This is a genomic window from Rhodobacteraceae bacterium M385, from assembly GCA_025141835.1.
GTDB lineage: Bacteria > Pseudomonadota > Alphaproteobacteria > Rhodobacterales > Rhodobacteraceae > Gymnodinialimonas.
The window spans coordinates 601,073-617,731 of record CP081102.1; the positions used below are offsets into that span (position 1 = coordinate 601,073).

General features: G+C 57.2%; 15 protein-coding genes. 8 read left to right on the top strand and 7 right to left on the bottom strand.

Going from position 1 to position 16,659, the window contains the following annotated elements; genetic code table 11:
- Positions 1-36: 36 nt before the first annotated feature.
- On the top strand, positions 37-1,005 hold the full coding sequence (locus tag K3728_03080; protein ID UWQ96242.1) for an AraC family transcriptional regulator: 969 nt from the start codon (positions 37-39) through the stop codon (positions 1,003-1,005).
- Positions 1,006-1,172: 167 nt separating this feature from the next.
- Here K3728_03080 and K3728_03085 read toward each other — a convergent pair whose 3' ends face one another.
- From K3728_03085 to K3728_03095, 3 genes are read right to left on the bottom strand one after another with little or no spacing between them, the layout of a single operon-like run.
- Positions 1,173-1,562 (bottom strand): nuclear transport factor 2 family protein, encoded by a 390-nt coding sequence (locus tag K3728_03085; protein ID UWQ96243.1) that lies wholly within the window; start codon positions 1,560-1,562, stop codon positions 1,173-1,175.
- Positions 1,563-1,564: 2 nt separating this feature from the next.
- Positions 1,565-2,407, bottom strand: a complete 843-nt coding sequence (locus K3728_03090) for an MBL fold metallo-hydrolase (protein ID UWQ96244.1) — start codon at positions 2,405-2,407, stop codon at positions 1,565-1,567.
- Between the two features lie 46 nt (positions 2,408-2,453).
- Entirely contained in the window at positions 2,454-3,083 is a 630-nt protein-coding gene (locus K3728_03095; protein ID UWQ96245.1) for a DsbA family protein, read from the bottom strand.
- Positions 3,084-3,177: 94 nt separating this feature from the next.
- On the opposite strand from K3728_03095, the gene K3728_03100 reads away from it, so the two are divergent.
- Positions 3,178-4,098 carry a LysR family transcriptional regulator gene (locus tag K3728_03100; protein UWQ96246.1) on the top strand — a complete coding sequence of 307 codons (921 nt, stop codon included), beginning with the start codon at positions 3,178-3,180 and terminating at the stop codon, positions 4,096-4,098.
- A 407-nt stretch (positions 4,099-4,505) separates the two neighbouring features.
- Here K3728_03100 and K3728_03105 read toward each other — a convergent pair whose 3' ends face one another.
- Positions 4,506-5,165 (bottom strand): RraA family protein, encoded by a 660-nt coding sequence (locus K3728_03105; GenBank protein UWQ96247.1) that lies wholly within the window; start codon positions 5,163-5,165, stop codon positions 4,506-4,508.
- Positions 5,162-5,926: an FCD domain-containing protein gene (locus tag K3728_03110; protein ID UWQ96248.1), complete on the bottom strand. Its 765-nt coding sequence runs from the start codon at positions 5,924-5,926 to the stop codon at positions 5,162-5,164. The genes K3728_03105 and K3728_03110 overlap by 4 nt, the downstream gene beginning before the upstream one ends.
- Positions 5,927-6,048: 122 nt before the next feature.
- On the opposite strand from K3728_03110, the gene K3728_03115 reads away from it, so the two are divergent.
- From K3728_03115 to K3728_03140, 6 genes are all read left to right on the top strand, one after another.
- Positions 6,049-7,023 (top strand): tripartite tricarboxylate transporter substrate binding protein, encoded by a 975-nt coding sequence (locus K3728_03115; protein UWQ96249.1) that lies wholly within the window; start codon positions 6,049-6,051, stop codon positions 7,021-7,023.
- Positions 7,024-7,318: 295 nt separating this feature from the next.
- A complete protein-coding gene (locus K3728_03120) occupies positions 7,319-7,555 on the top strand; it encodes a hypothetical protein (protein UWQ96250.1) in 237 nt (78 codons plus the stop codon).
- On the top strand, positions 7,552-9,081 hold the full coding sequence (locus tag K3728_03125) for a tripartite tricarboxylate transporter permease (protein ID UWQ96251.1): 1,530 nt from the start codon (positions 7,552-7,554) through the stop codon (positions 9,079-9,081). Before K3728_03120 ends, K3728_03125 begins: the two co-directional genes overlap by 4 nt.
- Complete coding sequence (locus tag K3728_03130; protein ID UWQ96252.1) at positions 9,074-9,892, top strand: SDR family oxidoreductase; 819 nt, start codon at positions 9,074-9,076, stop codon at positions 9,890-9,892. The genes K3728_03125 and K3728_03130 overlap by 8 nt, the downstream gene beginning before the upstream one ends.
- A gap of 4 nt (positions 9,893-9,896) precedes the next feature.
- Complete coding sequence (locus tag K3728_03135) at positions 9,897-11,531, top strand: FGGY-family carbohydrate kinase (protein ID UWQ96253.1); 1,635 nt, start codon at positions 9,897-9,899, stop codon at positions 11,529-11,531.
- On the top strand, positions 11,532-13,124 hold the full coding sequence (locus K3728_03140) for a fucose isomerase (GenBank protein ID UWQ96254.1): 1,593 nt from the start codon (positions 11,532-11,534) through the stop codon (positions 13,122-13,124).
- A gap of 134 nt (positions 13,125-13,258) precedes the next feature.
- On the opposite strand, the gene K3728_03145 is transcribed toward K3728_03140, so the two are convergent.
- Both K3728_03145 and K3728_03150 read right to left on the bottom strand, forming a co-directional pair.
- On the bottom strand, positions 13,259-14,836 hold the full coding sequence (locus K3728_03145) for an ATP-binding cassette domain-containing protein (protein ID UWQ96255.1): 1,578 nt from the start codon (positions 14,834-14,836) through the stop codon (positions 13,259-13,261).
- Positions 14,837-15,085: 249 nt separating this feature from the next.
- Positions 15,086-16,651 (bottom strand): GMC family oxidoreductase, encoded by a 1,566-nt coding sequence (locus K3728_03150; protein ID UWQ96256.1) that lies wholly within the window; start codon positions 16,649-16,651, stop codon positions 15,086-15,088.
- Positions 16,652-16,659: the final 8 nt, after the last annotated feature.

Genomic DNA, 16,659 nt, shown 5'->3' on the forward strand with positions numbered 1-16,659 from the left:
GCTTGAAGTTTTTTTAGGAACGAGTAGCGTTTGCTAATGCAGACCCAAGCCTACCTTGATGATTTCGCGATCTTGAAGACACAGGACCTGTCCGAGGCCCGTGCGTCTGTAGCTGAAAAATACTGCGACCATCGCTTGGATCTGGTGCGGGGGCGCAAGTTGAATGTCCGCCACAATCATGTGCGGGGCACGCAAATCTCATTAAATGTGCTTGGGTATGGCGGCGACGTGCGCATCAACCCCGGTGAGTTGCGCGATTTCTATCTTTTGCAAATTCCGATCGCTGGAACTGCCCGCATTCGCCATCGCGGCGAAACTGTGGATGCAAGTATTTGGACGGCATCCATCCTGAACCCGGACCGTCCATCCGACATGGAATGGTCCGCCGATTGCACTAAAGTCATGGTGCAGATTGACTCGGGTTTTTTGAACCGCGTTGCCCGCGAAGATCTTGGAGCAGAGCTACCTGGGTCCGTACGCTTTGATCCAACTGTCGATTTCGGCAAATCTTCAGGTCAAGCACTCCGCGACACCGTTCTTGCAACGCTCAAGGCATATGAGACTGGCGCGATCAGCAGCGCGCGCCCAAATCTAAGTTCACTTAGCCTAGAGCGTCATTTGGCTAGCAGCTTGTTAAGCCTGCAACCCAGCAATGTCAGCCAATACTATGCGGTCACTAAAGCACCGGTCTCTACGAGACCGCTGAAAAGAGCGATCGACTTTATACAAACGCAGTACCACCGCGACCTTCGGCTTGATGAAATAGCGTCGGCAAGTGGCCTGCACCCACGGACATTGCAATTGGTCTTCCAAAGCAGTTTCGGGATGTCGCCAATAGCATATCTAAAGGTCGTGCGCCTGAACGCTGCACGCTACAGGTTGTGCAAGCGGCGTAACCGCGAAAGCGTAACGGATGTTGCCTTTGGATGCGGTTTTTCGCATCTGGGCCGATTTTCACGCGACTATCGAGCGCTATTTGGCCATGCTCCCAGCGACGCAAGTTGAAGCAAGTCATGGTCTTGCGGGTAAGGGCTGTTCTCTCTGCCAGATGCACGAGAGATCCAATTCAAACCCTGCCTCGTCAAATGTGGGCGACAGGCCGCCGCCCGAACATCACAGCGTGGCGATGTCCGGGCGGTTAGCTTAATTGGTCTTGCGCAGTTCAGTTGGGATTATCCCATTGCTGCCTGTACCACAGCGCTATCGACGAACTGCGTCATTGTTCTGATTTTGCCGCCACGTACCTCGTAGAGATGCGCAAAGCTTGCGCGGAAGGACTTTCCCGTAGCGCGGTATGTGCCCGAGTATTCACCGAATGCCGCGACCCTGTCGCCGTCTTCCATGAACGTGTGCACCTTTGCAGAGTAGCCATCCCATTCAGTCGCCAACCGTTGGAAGACACCTGCGATGATCTCTTCGGGGCCTGTATAGGTTCCCGCGTATGGAAAGCCCTCGGCTTCGGTCCAGGTTGCATCCTCTGCCAGAGCGGCGAGAAGATTTTGACCGTTCTCTTCCGACGTGCCTTCATAGGTCGCGCGGATCAGTTCAAGATTGTTGCCCATGATCAGCCCCACTTCATTTCGCCGGTGACCACCTTCGCGCCGATGTTCAGCGCAACATCAAGTCCGAGATCGGGATAACGAGCCGTCATCGCGGCAACCAGCTCTTGCGAGGTTGCCACTTTTGCGAGTTCTTCTTCAAAGGCCTGAAGATATGTTTTCGTGTGGGCAATCGCTTCCAGCCCAACTGGCGCACCGACGCTCATGTGGCCCGGAACCAAGACGTTCGGCTTGCGAGCTTCGATGGCATCTAGATTGGCAATCCAAGCGGCTCGCTGCTCCTTTGTCGCCGTGTCCGCAGTCCAGACATGGGTTCCCGAAAAGACCATGACACCGCCGAATACGGCCTGAAGCCCCTCAACCCAAAGGTAGCGACGGTTGGCAAGGCCATTGGCTGCCACGATCTCAATCTTGTGGCCATCGACCGTGAAAAAAGCTTCGTCAAAAGCTGTAGGGATCACGACCTCTTCGACGGACTTTGGCCCGTTGTCACCCAATTGCGGGCTCCATGTTTCGATCTTCTTGGCAACCGACGCGGAAATGGCTTTGACCGTATCCGAGGCGGCAATAACGCGGGCCTCTGGGAAGGCGGTCACGATTGGGCGCAGGCTGAAGTAGAAATCAGGATCACTCTGGCTGACATAAATCGTGGTCAGGGACTTGCCCGTCGCTTTAATCGCGTCGGCTAACGCCTGACCATCGGACAGCCTAAATCCTCCGTCGATCAGCACGGCTTCGCTTTGTCCGGTGATGAGAACAGGGGCGCGGTAGAACCCATGTTCACCTGCTGGAAAATGTGCCCAGTTCAGGGTGTCTGACGGTGTTTCTGTGGCGAGGTTCGTCGTCATGATTTGTCTCCTAATTTAGGAATAGATAGGGAGGGGGAAGGCCGCGTTATCTCAGCCCGAGAGAAGCAAGAGTTTTATTCAGGCCGGCATAGAGCACGCTTGAATCGATCTGACCGGCGTTAGTGATCACCGTGGGAACGCCTTGGGCGTGGTTTTGTTTCATCGCGTCACGCGCAACCGCCGTTCGGTCGCGAACAGCCCGCAAAAGCGCGTCATCTGGATTCAGGACAGCCGCGGCCGCCTGCGGCAGGCTCAATTCAGCAAGTAGGGCCGCGACAACAGCGGGTGAGGTCACGTCTTGCCCATCGACGTAGCGTGCCTCCTGAATGGCTTTCAGGGCCTCCATTTCGCGATCGGGTTCTTCTTGCGACACGGCCGTCAGGGCCAATGTTGCCACGCTGGAATCTAGCTTCGCATCAGCAGCACCAAGGACGTTGACGCGGTAAGCCTCGCTGAAGGTCCGGCCACTGAGTTGCGCAATCCTTTGGTCGTTCTGCCATGCTTGCTTCGCGAAGCCGGCCATCGGGCGCGCACCGTGTCCTGAGAAGAGCCCACTGGGCATCATCTGAACAGAAACGGATGGATGGGCGGCGAGCTTCGCCATGGTGTCCGATGCACCATAGCACCAGCCACAGAGCGGGTCGAAGATGTATTGGATGGTGATGTTCTGTGTCATATCAGTTCTCCTTGCCCGCTATATGGCACCCAAAGAACATCTTAATAAGGCAAGCAAATTTGACATAATGTTCGCTTTTGGCTAACAGTCTGGCATGACAAAGGGTCTGAACCTCAACCGCCTCGCCTATTTCGCTGCCGTGGTTGAAACGGGTTCGTTCACCCATGCCGCTGAGCGCCTTGGTATAACGAAGGCAGTGGTCAGCCAGCAAATCACCAATCTGGAACAAGAGGTGAAAACAACGCTCCTTGTCCGCTCAACCCGTAGTGTCAGCCCCACCGAGGCCGGGCACGATTTTTACTCACGGTGCAGTCGCATTTTGAAAGAGGCCGAAGAAGCCTTCGACAAGTTGTCACAATCGACCGAGATCCCAACAGGCACATTGCGGATTACAGCGCCCTACGATTACGGCGCAACAATTCTTGCGCCTGTGGCGTCGGCCTTTCGCCAAGCCTATCCGAATTGCCGTGTTGTGCTGCACTTGGGCGATCGGATTAGCGACCTCATCTCGGAAGATCTGGATCTCGCAATTCGCGTCGGCTGGCTGACTGACTCAAGCCTACAAGCGCGTCGTATCGGCGTGTTTCGGCAGATCGTCGTCGCTAGCGCGGCCTATGCCGAACAACTGGGCGCCCTGACCCATCCCGAAGAGCTTCGCTCTAAGGCCGATTTCGTGGGAAATCTGGCCTTGGCGGACCCGCTAACGTGGTCCTTTACCCATTTAGACGGGCGACATGCAAAGGTAAGGCTGAAGAGTGATATGATGCTCGACACCTCGGCGGCGCTGCTTCAAGCGATTAAAGCAGATGCGGGGGTTTCAGTCTTGCCAGACTTTCAGGTGCAAGGCGACCTAGCGGCGGGTGAACTCAAGGTCATTTTGCCCGAATGGTCCTTACAGGACGGCGGCATCTATACAGTGTATCCGCCCGCGCGGTTTCGTCCTGCTAAGGTAACCCAGTTTGCTCGCATGCTTTCCGAACGCGAAAAACAGCGTGAACGGGAGGTCTTCAAATAGGTGGCCATGAGATGTCTCAACGGAATGCCAAATGGCTAGCGGAAGCATTGGTGCAAAGGGCGATAGGTTTGGTTCAGTGTGCAGTGCCGCTGTCTCCTTGCTAACAGGATGGCGACTTTGTCGTGCTTACGCATGACTAGGAGACGGGCAAAAAAACGGCTTGGCTTATCTGTGCCTTTTAGGTGCAGGGCGCTAAAATGCTTCCGTATAGATAACAGAGCCAAATCAGCGCCCCACGCCCTCGTGTTCGTCGTGGTAGTGTTCAAGTCATATCTTGCCGGGTGAATTTTCTTCTGACGATGGAAAAGACGTCTTGTCGGTTGTCTGTGCGGAGCCACCGAAAGAGCCGAAGAGTTGCTCAATCTGTTTCCCAGTCACGACCGGTTCAGGCGTCCAGCCACCATTGATCAAACCGGCCACACCGATTGCAGGCGTTCTCCGGCGATGATTCTGTCACGAGCGGCAGCCTCTTCGGCACCCAAAAGATCTGCTTGGTCGGCCACGGCTGATAGGGCGTCTTTCGGTATCGCCACAACGCCGTCGATATCCCCAAAGATCACGTCGCCCGGCCGAACCGAAACGCGGCCAATTTTAATTTCGACCTGCGACGCGATGGGTTCTTTCTTGCCTGTGACCCCTACCGGCGAAGCACAGGTTCCGAAAAGAGGGTAATCTAGCGATCGGACTTGTGCCAGATCACGTACGCTGCTGTTGACTACGGTTGCTGCTGCGCCTCGGGTCTTGGCGCCAGAACTCATGAGCTCCCCACTACATGAGCCAGCAGCGCAAGATGCTTCGCAGATTAGAATTCCGCCTTCGGGTGTGTTGTCTATCGCGTGGTGATAGACGTCCTGTGGTTCGCCCTTGCGATCCGATGGACCGAACTGAACGGTAACGGCTGGTCCGCAGACAACATCTCCTGCTGCAAGCGATCCTAGTAATGAAATCCCCTCTAGATGGCCCCAAAGTCCGAGCGCTTCCATGCTGTCGTGGATGTCGCCCGAGTACCATTTTTTGAGCCGGTTGATAGAGGCCCAATCAGTTGTGGAATAATCGAAATCGGTCATGTGTCGTCCTTGGAGTTCTCAGCACGTTCAAGTGCCGTTTTGAGGTAAGTCGCGCTGTTGTCGATCTGTGTGCGCATGAGGCTTTTGGCGCGAACTTCATCCCGGTTCTTGATGAACGAGAAGATTTCGGCGTGTTCTGAATAGGCGGCTTCAAGGGATTTTGTTGGCACCCGGCTGGTCACCTGGATCACCTCATTGATGAGGCCTGCGAGGTTGTCGTAAATGACAGAGAGGATCGCGTTGCCAGCAGAATAGACCAGCGCAAGGTGAAAACGGGCGTCGGCATCCACGAACGCCTGAAAGTCACCCGAATCCCTGGCAGCTTCCATAGCTTCAAGCTCTGCCTCAACCTGTTCAGAAATTGGGTCCGAGCGCGCGGTCAGAATACCCAGCACTTCGGTTTCGATCATCCTGCGTACTTCCATAAGTTGGATCAAATACTCAGGATCAGTGGAAAATTTTTGCCGAACGGTCACGGCAAGGGTGCCAAGAAACTCGTCAACATCTTCGCGGACCACCGTAGTGCGTTCACCATGGCGGCGGGCCACAAGTCCCTTGGTCTCAAGAACGCCGATTGCTTCACGGACGGAGCGAGTAGACACGGCGAATTCTTTAGCAATAGCACTTTCTGACGGAAGCTTGTCACCAACCTTGAGAGCACCCGAGAGGATCTGCGATTCAATGGCGCCACTTACGGTCATGTGAAGCTTGTCGCGTTGCTTTGCTGCGCCGGGCTGCGCGGGTTCAGTGAAAATTGGCATCGGATAATTCTTCCCTTAGGCAGTTGACAGATACATATGTCATAAGTCATGTGTCAAGAGTGATTGGCGCGGAGGGCGCTAGTTAGATGGGGCCGAAAAGGTTCTGTATGGGAGGAGATACTATGTTCACTACAAGTAAATTTCTTGCGTCCACAGTCTGCGTGGCTGCTGCGCTGACAACTGGCGCGTCCTTTGCACAGGACGCATGGCCCGAACGTGCGGTCACAATTATCGTTCCTTGGTCCGCCGGTGGCGGCACAGATGGCACGGCCCGAGCTGTCGCGGCTGAGTTGGAGGAGCGGTTCGGTCAGCCATTCAATGTCGTGAACCGCACCGGCGGCGGGGGTCTTGTAGGTCACTCTGCAATTATGAGCGCCGACTCGGACGGCTACACGCTTGGCGTTATCACGATTGAGATGTCGATGTATGAGGCCCAAGGCCTTAGCGAGATGTCACCCGAAGACTTTACCTTTATCGGCCGCTTCAACGCGGACCCAATCGCTATTAATGTAGGCGATGGCTCCTATGCGGACGCACAGGCGCTGATCGACGACGTTCGCGCCGACCCGGGTGCGCTTTCCGCATCGGGCGCGAACCGGGGCGGCCTGTCGCACTTGGCGTGGGTTGGTTTGCTTGACCGCCTGGATATCGACCCGATGGCCGCGAACTGGGTGGCATCCGATGGTTCCGCTCCAGCGCTTCAGCAACTAGCAGCCGGAGCAATCGACGTTGTCACAACATCGCCAGCCGAGGCCTCGGCCCTGGTCGAAGCGGGCGAGGCACAGACTCTTGCCTTGGTCTCATCTGAGCGTAGTGAGCTGTATCCAGACTTGCCCACGACGACCGAGATTTTCGGCGTGGACTGGTCGCCGCTTCCGTTCCGTGGCCTTGCCGCACCTGCCGGTATCGACGAGTCTATTGTCGAAACCCTCACTGAAGCACTGGCAGAGATCACGTCTGACCCGGAATTCCGTGAGTTCATGAACTCTCAAGGGTTCTCGGTCGCGTATCAGGATGCGGAAGGTTTCGCGACGACGGTTCAGAACGCCTATGAGGGCCTGTCAGGCACCATGGCAGCAGTCGGCTTGGCCAATTGAGCACAAGGTGAGACTCTCTGATCTGATTACTGGGCCGCTTATTGCGGCATTTGGAGGAGTGGTGATCTGGGGGGCGGTAGCGCTGCCCCAGATCCCCGGCCTCCGATTTGGTCCAGACTTGATCCCCCTGCTTATCGGCGGCGGATTGGTTATAGCAGGGGTCTTCATATTGATCGCTGCCCTGTTACTCCCCGACCCCACGTCGGGGCGAAGTGGAGCCGCATCAGCAAAGGCTGAAGCAGTAAGCCCCGCTTCATTATTCACTCTGCCGGACCGGATTGTTCCAACGCGCCCAATGCTGGCCGCAGCATGGACTCTTTTGGGTCCGATCTTCTGCATCGTTTTTTTTGACATCGCCGGTTTCCCAATCGTGGCGCTTGTCTACATGGTGGGCCTGATGGCGCTGATGAACGCGCGCCCCCTGATCATCCTCACCGTGGCACCATTAACCGTGTTGGCGTTGCACATCGGGTTCACTCAAGGGCTCCGCCTTCAGTTGCCCGCCGGCTGGCTATCGGGAGTGCTTCCATGAGCCTTGAAACTCTCTGGCTTGGCTTCGCGCTTGTGACCGAGCCTGCCGTGCTGATCGCGATTTTGGCAGGCGCAGTCTACGGGCTGTTCATCGGCGCTATGCCAGGATTGACGGCTACCATGGCCACAGCGCTGCTGGTTCCTGTCACCCTCTATATGGCACCAATCCCTGCCGTGGCGCTGATCGTATCATCCACTGCCATGGCAATTACTGCGGGTGATATTCCCGGCGCTCTACTGCGCATACCCGGCACACCAGCCTCGGCGGCCTATACTGATGAGGCTTACGCCATGACAAGACGTGGTCTAGCGGGCCAGGCGCTGTCCATCGGCTTCTTTTTCTCGGCTATGGGGGGGCTGATCGGGGCCACGGTTTTGTTGCTGACCGGTCCGCTTTTGGCTCAGGTTTCACTCAACTTCTCCAGCTTTGAATTCTTCTGGTTGGCGCTGCTGGGTCTTCTGACCTGCGCGCTTGTCTCCGGGGCCCGTCCTGTGCGCGGGTTCGTGTCGCTTCTGATTGGTCTTCTGATCGCGACCGTCGGGCTAGACGTCACGTCAGGCCAGCCGCGCTTCACCTTCGGATCCATCGAATTGATGGGAGGCGTCAGCTTCATTCCCGTGATGATTGGAATGTTTGCCTTTTCCGAGATCCTTCGTGGATTCACGAAAGAAGGTGCCGAAGCAGGTGCGCCTCCAAATGTTGGTGCCATACGGCCATATAAAGGCATTTTTTCACTGTTGCGCCAGTACCGATGGCAAGCGCTCCGAGGTGCAAGCCTTGGGTCTGCTGTGGGAGCGCTACCGGGCGTGGGGGGGGATCTCGCGGCGTGGATTGCCTTCGGGATCAGCAAGCGGTTCTCTCGCACACCAGAGAAATTCGGCACCGGTCATCCGGAAGGTCTGATTGAAGCAACGTCGTCTAACAACTCAGGTCTATCGAGTGCGTGGATTCCGGCGCTTGTGTTCGGCATCCCAGGCGATGCAGTGACCGCCATCGCGGTGGGTGTCTTATTCATGCAAGGCATTGCCCCCGGGCCGCGGCTTTTCGCTGAAAGCCCAGAACTGCCGACCGCAATCATCATGGCTTTTTTCCTCGCAAACCTGTTGCTGTTCCCATTGGGGTGGCTGGCCATCAAAGGTGCGCGCCATGTTCTCCGCATTCCGCGTGAGGTCATCGTACCCGTTATCCTCGTTTGCTGCTTCTTGGGTAGCTACGCGGTGAACAACACATTGTTTGGTGTTTGGGTCATGCTGGTCTCCGGTGCCGTCGGGTTCTTGATGGAGCGGAATGGGTTTCCAATTGCGCCCGTCATCCTTGGTCTTGTTCTGGGGCCAGTCTTGGAGCGCAACTTCATCATGTCGATGCAAATCGCTCGCGGGAATCTATGGGGGTTCTTCGAGCGGCCCGTAGCAATGGCCCTTGGCATTGCCGTGTGCGCGATCCTTGTACTCACCTTTGTCTCGTCTTTGGCTCGCCTCAAGGCGCGCCGCAAATCATCCGATCCTGAAAGGAAATCCAATGCATGATCCATTCTCCGTCGAAGGCCGCGTTGCAATCGTTACCGGCGGACTAGGGCAATTGGGAACCGAGTTCTCGTCGTCTCTCGCACAGGCGGGGGCCAAAGTTGCAATCTATTCGCGTCGCCCATTTTCACGCGAACAGATCGAAGAAAAATTTGGTGATCTGGCAGATAATATTCGCGTCTATGAGGCCTCGGTCACGGACGAAGCTCAACTGGCAGAGGCAACCAATCAGTTGGTCGCAGACTGGGGTGTACCTCATATCCTTGTCAACAACGCAGGGATCGATAGCAAGCCCGACGGCGATGCAAGCCAGAATGCACCGTTTGAAGTCTATCCACGCAAATTCTGGGACGACATCATCGAAACCAACCTTACGGGTGTCATGCTGACGACCCAAGCCGTCGGCTCTAAGATGGCCGAAGCGGGGCGCGGGTCGATCATTAACATCGGGTCAATGTACGGAATGGTCTCACCTAATCAGGCCCTTTATGCCTACCGTTTGGAGCGTGATGGTGAGCCCTTCATTAAGGCGATTAGCTACGCTGCGTCCAAGTCTGGGCTTGTGAACATGACCCGGTACCTCGCAACCTATTGGGCCAAGCAAAACGTTCGCACCAATCTTCTGACCATCGGAGGCGTCAAGACTGGCTCTTTCGATAAGGAGTTCATCGACGCTTTCCTCGAGAGGGTGCCAATGGGGCGCCAGGGCAATGTCGATGAATACAATGCAACCATCCGCTATCTTGCTTCGGACGCGTCCTCATATGTGACGGGTGCGAACCTTGTAGCTGACGGTGGGTTCACTGCGTGGTAATTCGATGAGTTTATTGATTGGCATTGATGTCGGAACCGGCAGCGCGCGAGCTGGCGTATTCACTTCAGATGGCACGTTGTTGGCATCGCACGAGCGCCCAATCCAGATGTGGCGTCCCCGACCTGATTGGGCGCAGCAAAGCTCCGCTGACATTTGGTCTGCGGTCTGCGGCAGCGTTCGTGCGGCGATAGCGACGGCGGGGGCTGCAGCGTCTGATGTCGCAGGGATCGGCTTCGATGCGACGTGCTCCTTAGTGGTGAGCGGGGAGGGCGGTCAGCCTGTGGCGGTAGGGCCGGAGGATGATGCCGATGCAAATCAGGATGTAATCGTCTGGATGGATCACCGCGCTACGGGTGATGCGGAAGAGATAAACCGGATTGGTGGCGCTCCGCTAGCCCACGTCGGGGGCGTCATCAGTCCGGAGATGCAATTGCCAAAGCTGCGGTGGCTCCAACGAGAGAAACCCGAGAGTTGGAATTCGGCAACCCGGTTCTGGGACTTGCCAGACTGGTTGACCCACCGGGCGACTGGGGCCGAAGCGCGATCACTTTGCTCTGCGGTTTGCAAGTGGACCTATATGGGTCATCTCGGTGCAGAGGGTGAGGGCTGGGACGACGCGTTTTTGCATGCGGTGGGATTGTCCGACCTTACCGGATCTGGCCATGAACGCATTGGAACTCAATTCAAAACGCCCGGCAGTTTGGCAGGCCATTTAACTGAACGCGCCGCCGCCGAGATGGGTTTGGCCCCGGGGACACCGGTGGCTACCTCATTGATCGACGCCCACGCAGGGGCAATCGGGACACTTGGCGCAGGGGAGGCAGAAACCGGCGGGCGACTTGCCGTTATCGCCGGGACGTCGACTTGCCATATCGCTCTTGCCGATGAAGCGGCCTTCGTACCGGGGGTGTGGGGGCCATATTATGGCGCGGTCACCGAAGGGAAGTGGTGCCTTGAAGGCGGCCAATCCGCCGCCGGCGCTCTTATAGATGCTATCCTTGCACGACATGGCGCCGTGGCGGATCTCCGAAAGGAAGCACAGGGTTCGGGCGAGAGTTTGTTTGACCGTCTCGATGCCGAACTTGATCTCATGGCGGCGGGGTCCGAGATGGCTGAGTTGACAGCGTATCGCCACATCCAACCCGACATACACGGCAATCGGTCTCCCCTTGCGGACCCGCGCCGCCGAGCTGGGATTGATGGCTTGACGCTTGAGACAGGGCCCACAGATGCGGCACTAGATTATCTCGCCACGCTTCAGGCCCTTGGCTACGGCACGCGCCATATCCTTGAGACGATGCGCACCAACGGCGTAGAGATCGACACGCTGGTCGTGTCTGGCGGCATGGCTCGCAACCAGTTGTTTCTGCGCGAACTCTCGGATGCGACGGGCTGCTCGGTTCTGGTGCCCGACACGCCTGAGCCCGTTCTTCTGGGGTCCGCGATACTTGGCGGCGTCGCAGCTGATCTCTTCGCAGATGCCACCTCGGCCATGCGCACGCTTGCGCCCGGTGCCGCGACCGTCCGTCCGAGGGCGTCCGTGGCCGAATACCATTCCCGAAAATATAATGTTTTCCGTCGCATGCAGGACGACCATGCGGCCTATGAGCGGATTATGACCCTCAATGGAGAAGCTTAAATGACTCGCATCGCACTCGTAGCCAGCGGAGACTCCCGCGAAAGTGCCAACACGACCTGTTGGCCCGCTCAGAAAGCTATGGAGGACAAGCTACGCGAAGTCCTCGAGAGTATGGGGCACGAATTGTGGCGTGCGCATCCGATCAAGTCGGAGGGGCATGGATTTATTGCCAGCCAGCGCGAGGGGATGGATGTCTTTCAAGGCATCGATCCAGACATGCCTCTGATCGTGGCCGAAGCCGTCTGGCAATACTCACACCATGTTCTGCCCGGCCTAACCACGCACAAAGGGCCAATCCTAACAGTCGCGAACTGGAGTGGGCAGTGGCCCGGACTTGTAGGAATGTTGAACCTGAATGGATCACTGACCAAGGCAGGCGTGCCTTATTCAACGCTATGGAGCGAAGCCTTCGATGACGCGTTTTTCCTGAACGGATTGAAGACGTGGCTGACTGCTGGACGGATCGAGCATGACGCTTCTCATGTCTGTCCTTGGGATGCGGAAAAAGCCGATGCAGATAGCCGTGATCTGGCCTCCCGGATCGCAGATGAATGGCGCCGAGACAAGCTGATCATAGGGATATTCGATGAGGGATGCATGGGGATGTACAACGCCATCATTCCCGACGAACTTCTGATGCCAATGGGCATTTTCAAGGAACGTCTGTCACAGTCGGCCCTTTATTATGCGGCCCGCGAAGTTGACCGTGACGAGGCGCGCAGCGTTTACGACTGGATGGTCGCGCGCGGCATGACCTTCCATTTCGGAAGCGACCCAGCCACGGAATTGACCGAAGAACAGGTCATTGATCAATGTGCGATGTACATTGCCGCAGTGCGCATGTCGGACGAGTTTGGGTGTGCTTCTATTGGGATTCAATACCAACAGGGCTTGAAGGACTTGTGGCCAGCCTCGGACCTCGTGGAGGGCATGTTGAATAACTCCGAACGTCCTCCGGTGAAACGCGCCGACGGAACAATCATCCGCGACGGACGCCCGGTCATTCACTTTAACGAAGTGGACGAATGCGCGGGCCTTGATGCGATGATGATCGAGCGGGTGCACCGTGAATTGAACCAGCCGGTTGAAACCACGTTGCACGATTTGCGGTGGGGGGATGAGGATGCGAGCGGAACAGTAGAGGGGTTCGTCTGGGTTTTCGAAATCTCCGGTGCCGCTCCCCCTGCACATCACAAGGGCGGATGGTCCGGGTCTGAAAGTCTGCGTCAACCGGCAATGTATTTCCCCAGCGGCGGGGGAGGCCTCAAAGGCTATGCCAAGCCCGGTGCCATTGTTTGGAGTCGTGTCTATGTCGAGGAAGGCCGCCTAAAACTTGATATCGGGAGGGGCCACGCGGTTGAGCTTCCTGAAGGCGAAGCCGAACGAAGAAGCCGCGCTACCACCTATGAGTGGCCAATCATGCATGGCGTTCTTTCGGGGGTAGGTCGCGACGCGATGATGGGGCGTCACAAGGCCAATCACATTCAGGTGGCCTATGCCGATAGCGATGAGAGTGCGCGTCAGATCATTGCGGTCCGTTCAGCTTTGGCTGCCAAGTTGGGAATTGAGGTTGCGCTTTGTGGGGATATTTAACTGCGGGAATTCTTGCCGTTAGCAAAGTGGCAGTCCCCGCTTTGGAGTGAAGCGGACCGGAAAGATGTCTTTCCAGCGTTCCTTTTTTGTATTTTGTAGAGCGGGGACGCCTATGGGCTTTCCTGCGTCGGGCTTTACAGACAGACCCGCCGTTCAATTCCGATCCGTTTCAGGAAAGCGGCATCGTGGCTCACCACAAGAAGCGCGCCATCGTACGCATTGAGCGCGGTCTCCAGCACCTCTAACGCGTCGATGTCCAGATGGTTGTTGGGCTCGTCCAGAATAAGCAACTGCTTGGGCTGACTATGGCCCAATGTGCAGGCAAGCCCGGCACGCAGGCGCTGGCCGCCGCTTAGCTTGGCGATTGTTTGCTGGGCCTCGTCGCCGCGAAACAGGAAGCGGGCAAGCACGGCGCGGCGGTCGTTTTCCGTGGTCGTCGGGTCAAGTCTGGCGAAGGCGTCGGAGATGGTCTCGTCCGGTGAAAACAGTGACATATCCTGATCCAGCCGCGCTGCGGGCACGTGCAGTTCCACTTGGCCGCTGTCGGGCCTCAACTGTCCGCCGATGCAGGCTAGAAGCGTCGATTTTCCTGCACCATTCGCCCCTTCCAGAGCCACCCTTTCAGGACCGCGAATGCTAAATGAGATATTCTGAAGAATTGGCGCGTCTGGTGGATAGGCGAAGCAGAGGTTTTCAACCCGCACCACATCCCGCCCCTTAACAAGCCGGCAGCGGGGGATATCCATCGAGAGTGGTTGCAGGATTTCGACAGCGTTCTGCGCGGCTTCCAACTTGCTTTGGGCATCCTTCAACATCCGGTCACGAAAGGCGGCTTGTGCCCCACCCGACTTTTGGCTGCGCTCCTTCGCGGCATCCATAAGTATCTTTGGCTGACTGCCCGAGGCCCGCAATTTGCGCCCTTGGCTGTCTGTGCGGGCCTTGCGCTCTGCCGCTTGAGTGGCACGCACCTTGGTTTGGGACAGATTACGCTGCGCTTGTACCAAGTCTTTTCGCGCAGAGATGAGGTCGTTATCCCTCATGGCGCGATAGGCGTCGTAGTTGCCGCCGTAGGTTTTTGCGCCAAGGGGGGAAAGCTCCACAATCGCGTCCATCGCGGCAAGCAACGCGCGGTCATGGCTTGCCACGATCAGGCAGCACTGCCACTTGCGGACGGCCTCAACAACCAATTCGCGCCCGGTCTGGTCCAGATGGTTTGTCGGCTCATCCAGCAGGGCGATATCGGGCTTGGTGGACATCAAGGCAGCCAAGCCTGCCCGTGTCCTTTGCCCACCCGATAGCGTGGTAAGGGGGGTGTCTGGTGGCAGGTGGCTGAGCCCCATTTCGGCCAAGGCGGTGGCCAATCTGGCCTCCAACGTCCAATCGGCCATGGCCAGATCATCGGCGGAGGCCAGGCCTTGCGCGGCCCGATCCAAGATGGCCAGCTGCGCCTTTATGCCGAACAGATCGGCCAAGGTGGTCTGGGGCTGGCTTTCTGGGTTTTGACGAAGATAACCAATCCGGCCTCGCGTGTGGATACGACCAGAGCGGGGCGCAACCTCTTGGGCGATAAGCCGTAGCAAAGTGGTCTTCCCCGCCCCGTTCCGCCCCACAAGGCCAGTGCGCAGAAGGCCGAAGGTCAGATCAAGATTGCGGAACAGGGGTGTGTTATCGGGGGTGTGCCAACACAGGTTGGACAGAACAACAGAGGGCATGGACGATACTCGACATTTGAAAATCCCAAGGGGTGATCAAAAAGCGAGAGCGCGATCCATAGTTCCATTCCTTCGGTCCGAGTGGAGAGAATATAGCTTTCGGCGGGCTGCATGGCAACCGCTCCACCGCCGCCACGTGGATTGCAAAAAAAAGCGCCGAGCGTTGACCAACGGCCAAGCTCGGCTCAGTTCTCTTGGGTCAGGTGACGGAGTATGGAGCCCCGTCACCCTTGGGGAGAGACACAAGAGTTAGGGGTGTGCCGCGTTGATTTGGTCGCTGATGTAGCTGGCCAAGGCGTAAACTGTTTCCGACGGGTTATAGCCGATCGAGGTCGGAAGGATGCTGGCATCCAGAACATAGAGGTTACGCACGTCGTGGGTTTCGCCCATCGGATTGACCACCGTTGTCGCGGGATCAGCCCCCATCCGCAGCGTGCCTTGGGGATGGAACGACGTATAGGGATACCGCGAACGCTCATTTTGCAGGGCGTCGATGACGGGATCGACATCGGCCTCGGACTCGATGACTCGAGAGAGGGTTGTGGGGATGTAGACCTTCGAAGCACCGGCCGCCAAAAGGATGCGGGCGTTAACTTTCAGGCCCTCTTTCATCGACTCGAAGTCTTCGTCATCGACCGTATAATTGATCGACTTCATGCCGTTCTCATAGGTCACTTCACCGGAGTTTTTGTCGTGCAGCAACGTGATGAGCCGGATCGTATTGGCGAAGCGCTCCATCAAGTTCACATAGGGCCGCCCGGTCCCGGGGTTCTGGCTGGCGCCCGCTAACACCGGCTGCTCGATCGCGTTAAGCAGGATGAACCCGCCGACGCCGTTTTCATCGGGCAGAACGAATTCATCCATATAGACCGAATGAGTAGCCCCCACGGTATCGTTCACCTCTTCGTCGAACTCAGCTGTCAGCGACAGAGAGGGGTGGCAGGCAAAGTTCTTGCCCACCTGACCGGACGAATTGGCCAGCCCGCTTTTCATCAGCAGGATGGGCGATTGTATTGGCCCGGCCGCAAGCACCACAATCGGGGCGGTCACGGTCATGTCCGCGACCTTCTCCCCGGTGTCGGGGTTTATCACTTCGGCCGTGACGCCAGTGGCTTGGCCGTTTTCCGACAGGATTTCATTGACCCTTGTGTCGGCGTAGATTTCGGCCCCGTAAGCCTGTGCCCAAGGTAGATAAGTGACCAGCATGGATTGCTTGCGGTTGGTCTTGCAGCCGGCAAAGCAGAAGCCGGTCAGGGCGCAATCTTTTACGTTGCGTTTGGCGTGGCCGATAGGATTTCCCGCGGCCTCCATGCCTTGCTTGATGAGCTCGGCGCCGGGGCTGCTTTCCCAAGCCTCGTTTTGGGTGATCCAGATGTTGCGCTCGACCGTTTCAAAGTAGGGGGTCAGCACCTCGGTTGAAATGTTGGTAAGGCCAAATTCCTCAGCCCAAAGGCGCAGATAGTGATCCGGCGTACGAAAGCAAAGTGCTGCGTTCACGACGGTAGAACCGCCCACACAAGCGCCTTGCAAGATGGTGATATCGCCCTGCGAATTCGCCTGACCGCCATGATCTGCATACATGGTGCCAAGGGACACAGCGGTCATTTCTGTCATACGCTCTGCGGGCACATAGCGACCCGCTTCCAGCACGATCACGCTTTTGCCGGATTTGGCCAATTCATAAGCGGCAATCGCGCCGCCTGCGCCGGACCCAATCACCACCGCATCGGCGGTAAAATCCATTTGCGTCTGTGTGACGTTGACCGCTTCAACAACATTGAGGCCCTGGGCCTGCACTTGCACATGTTCTGTCATTTTTTCCC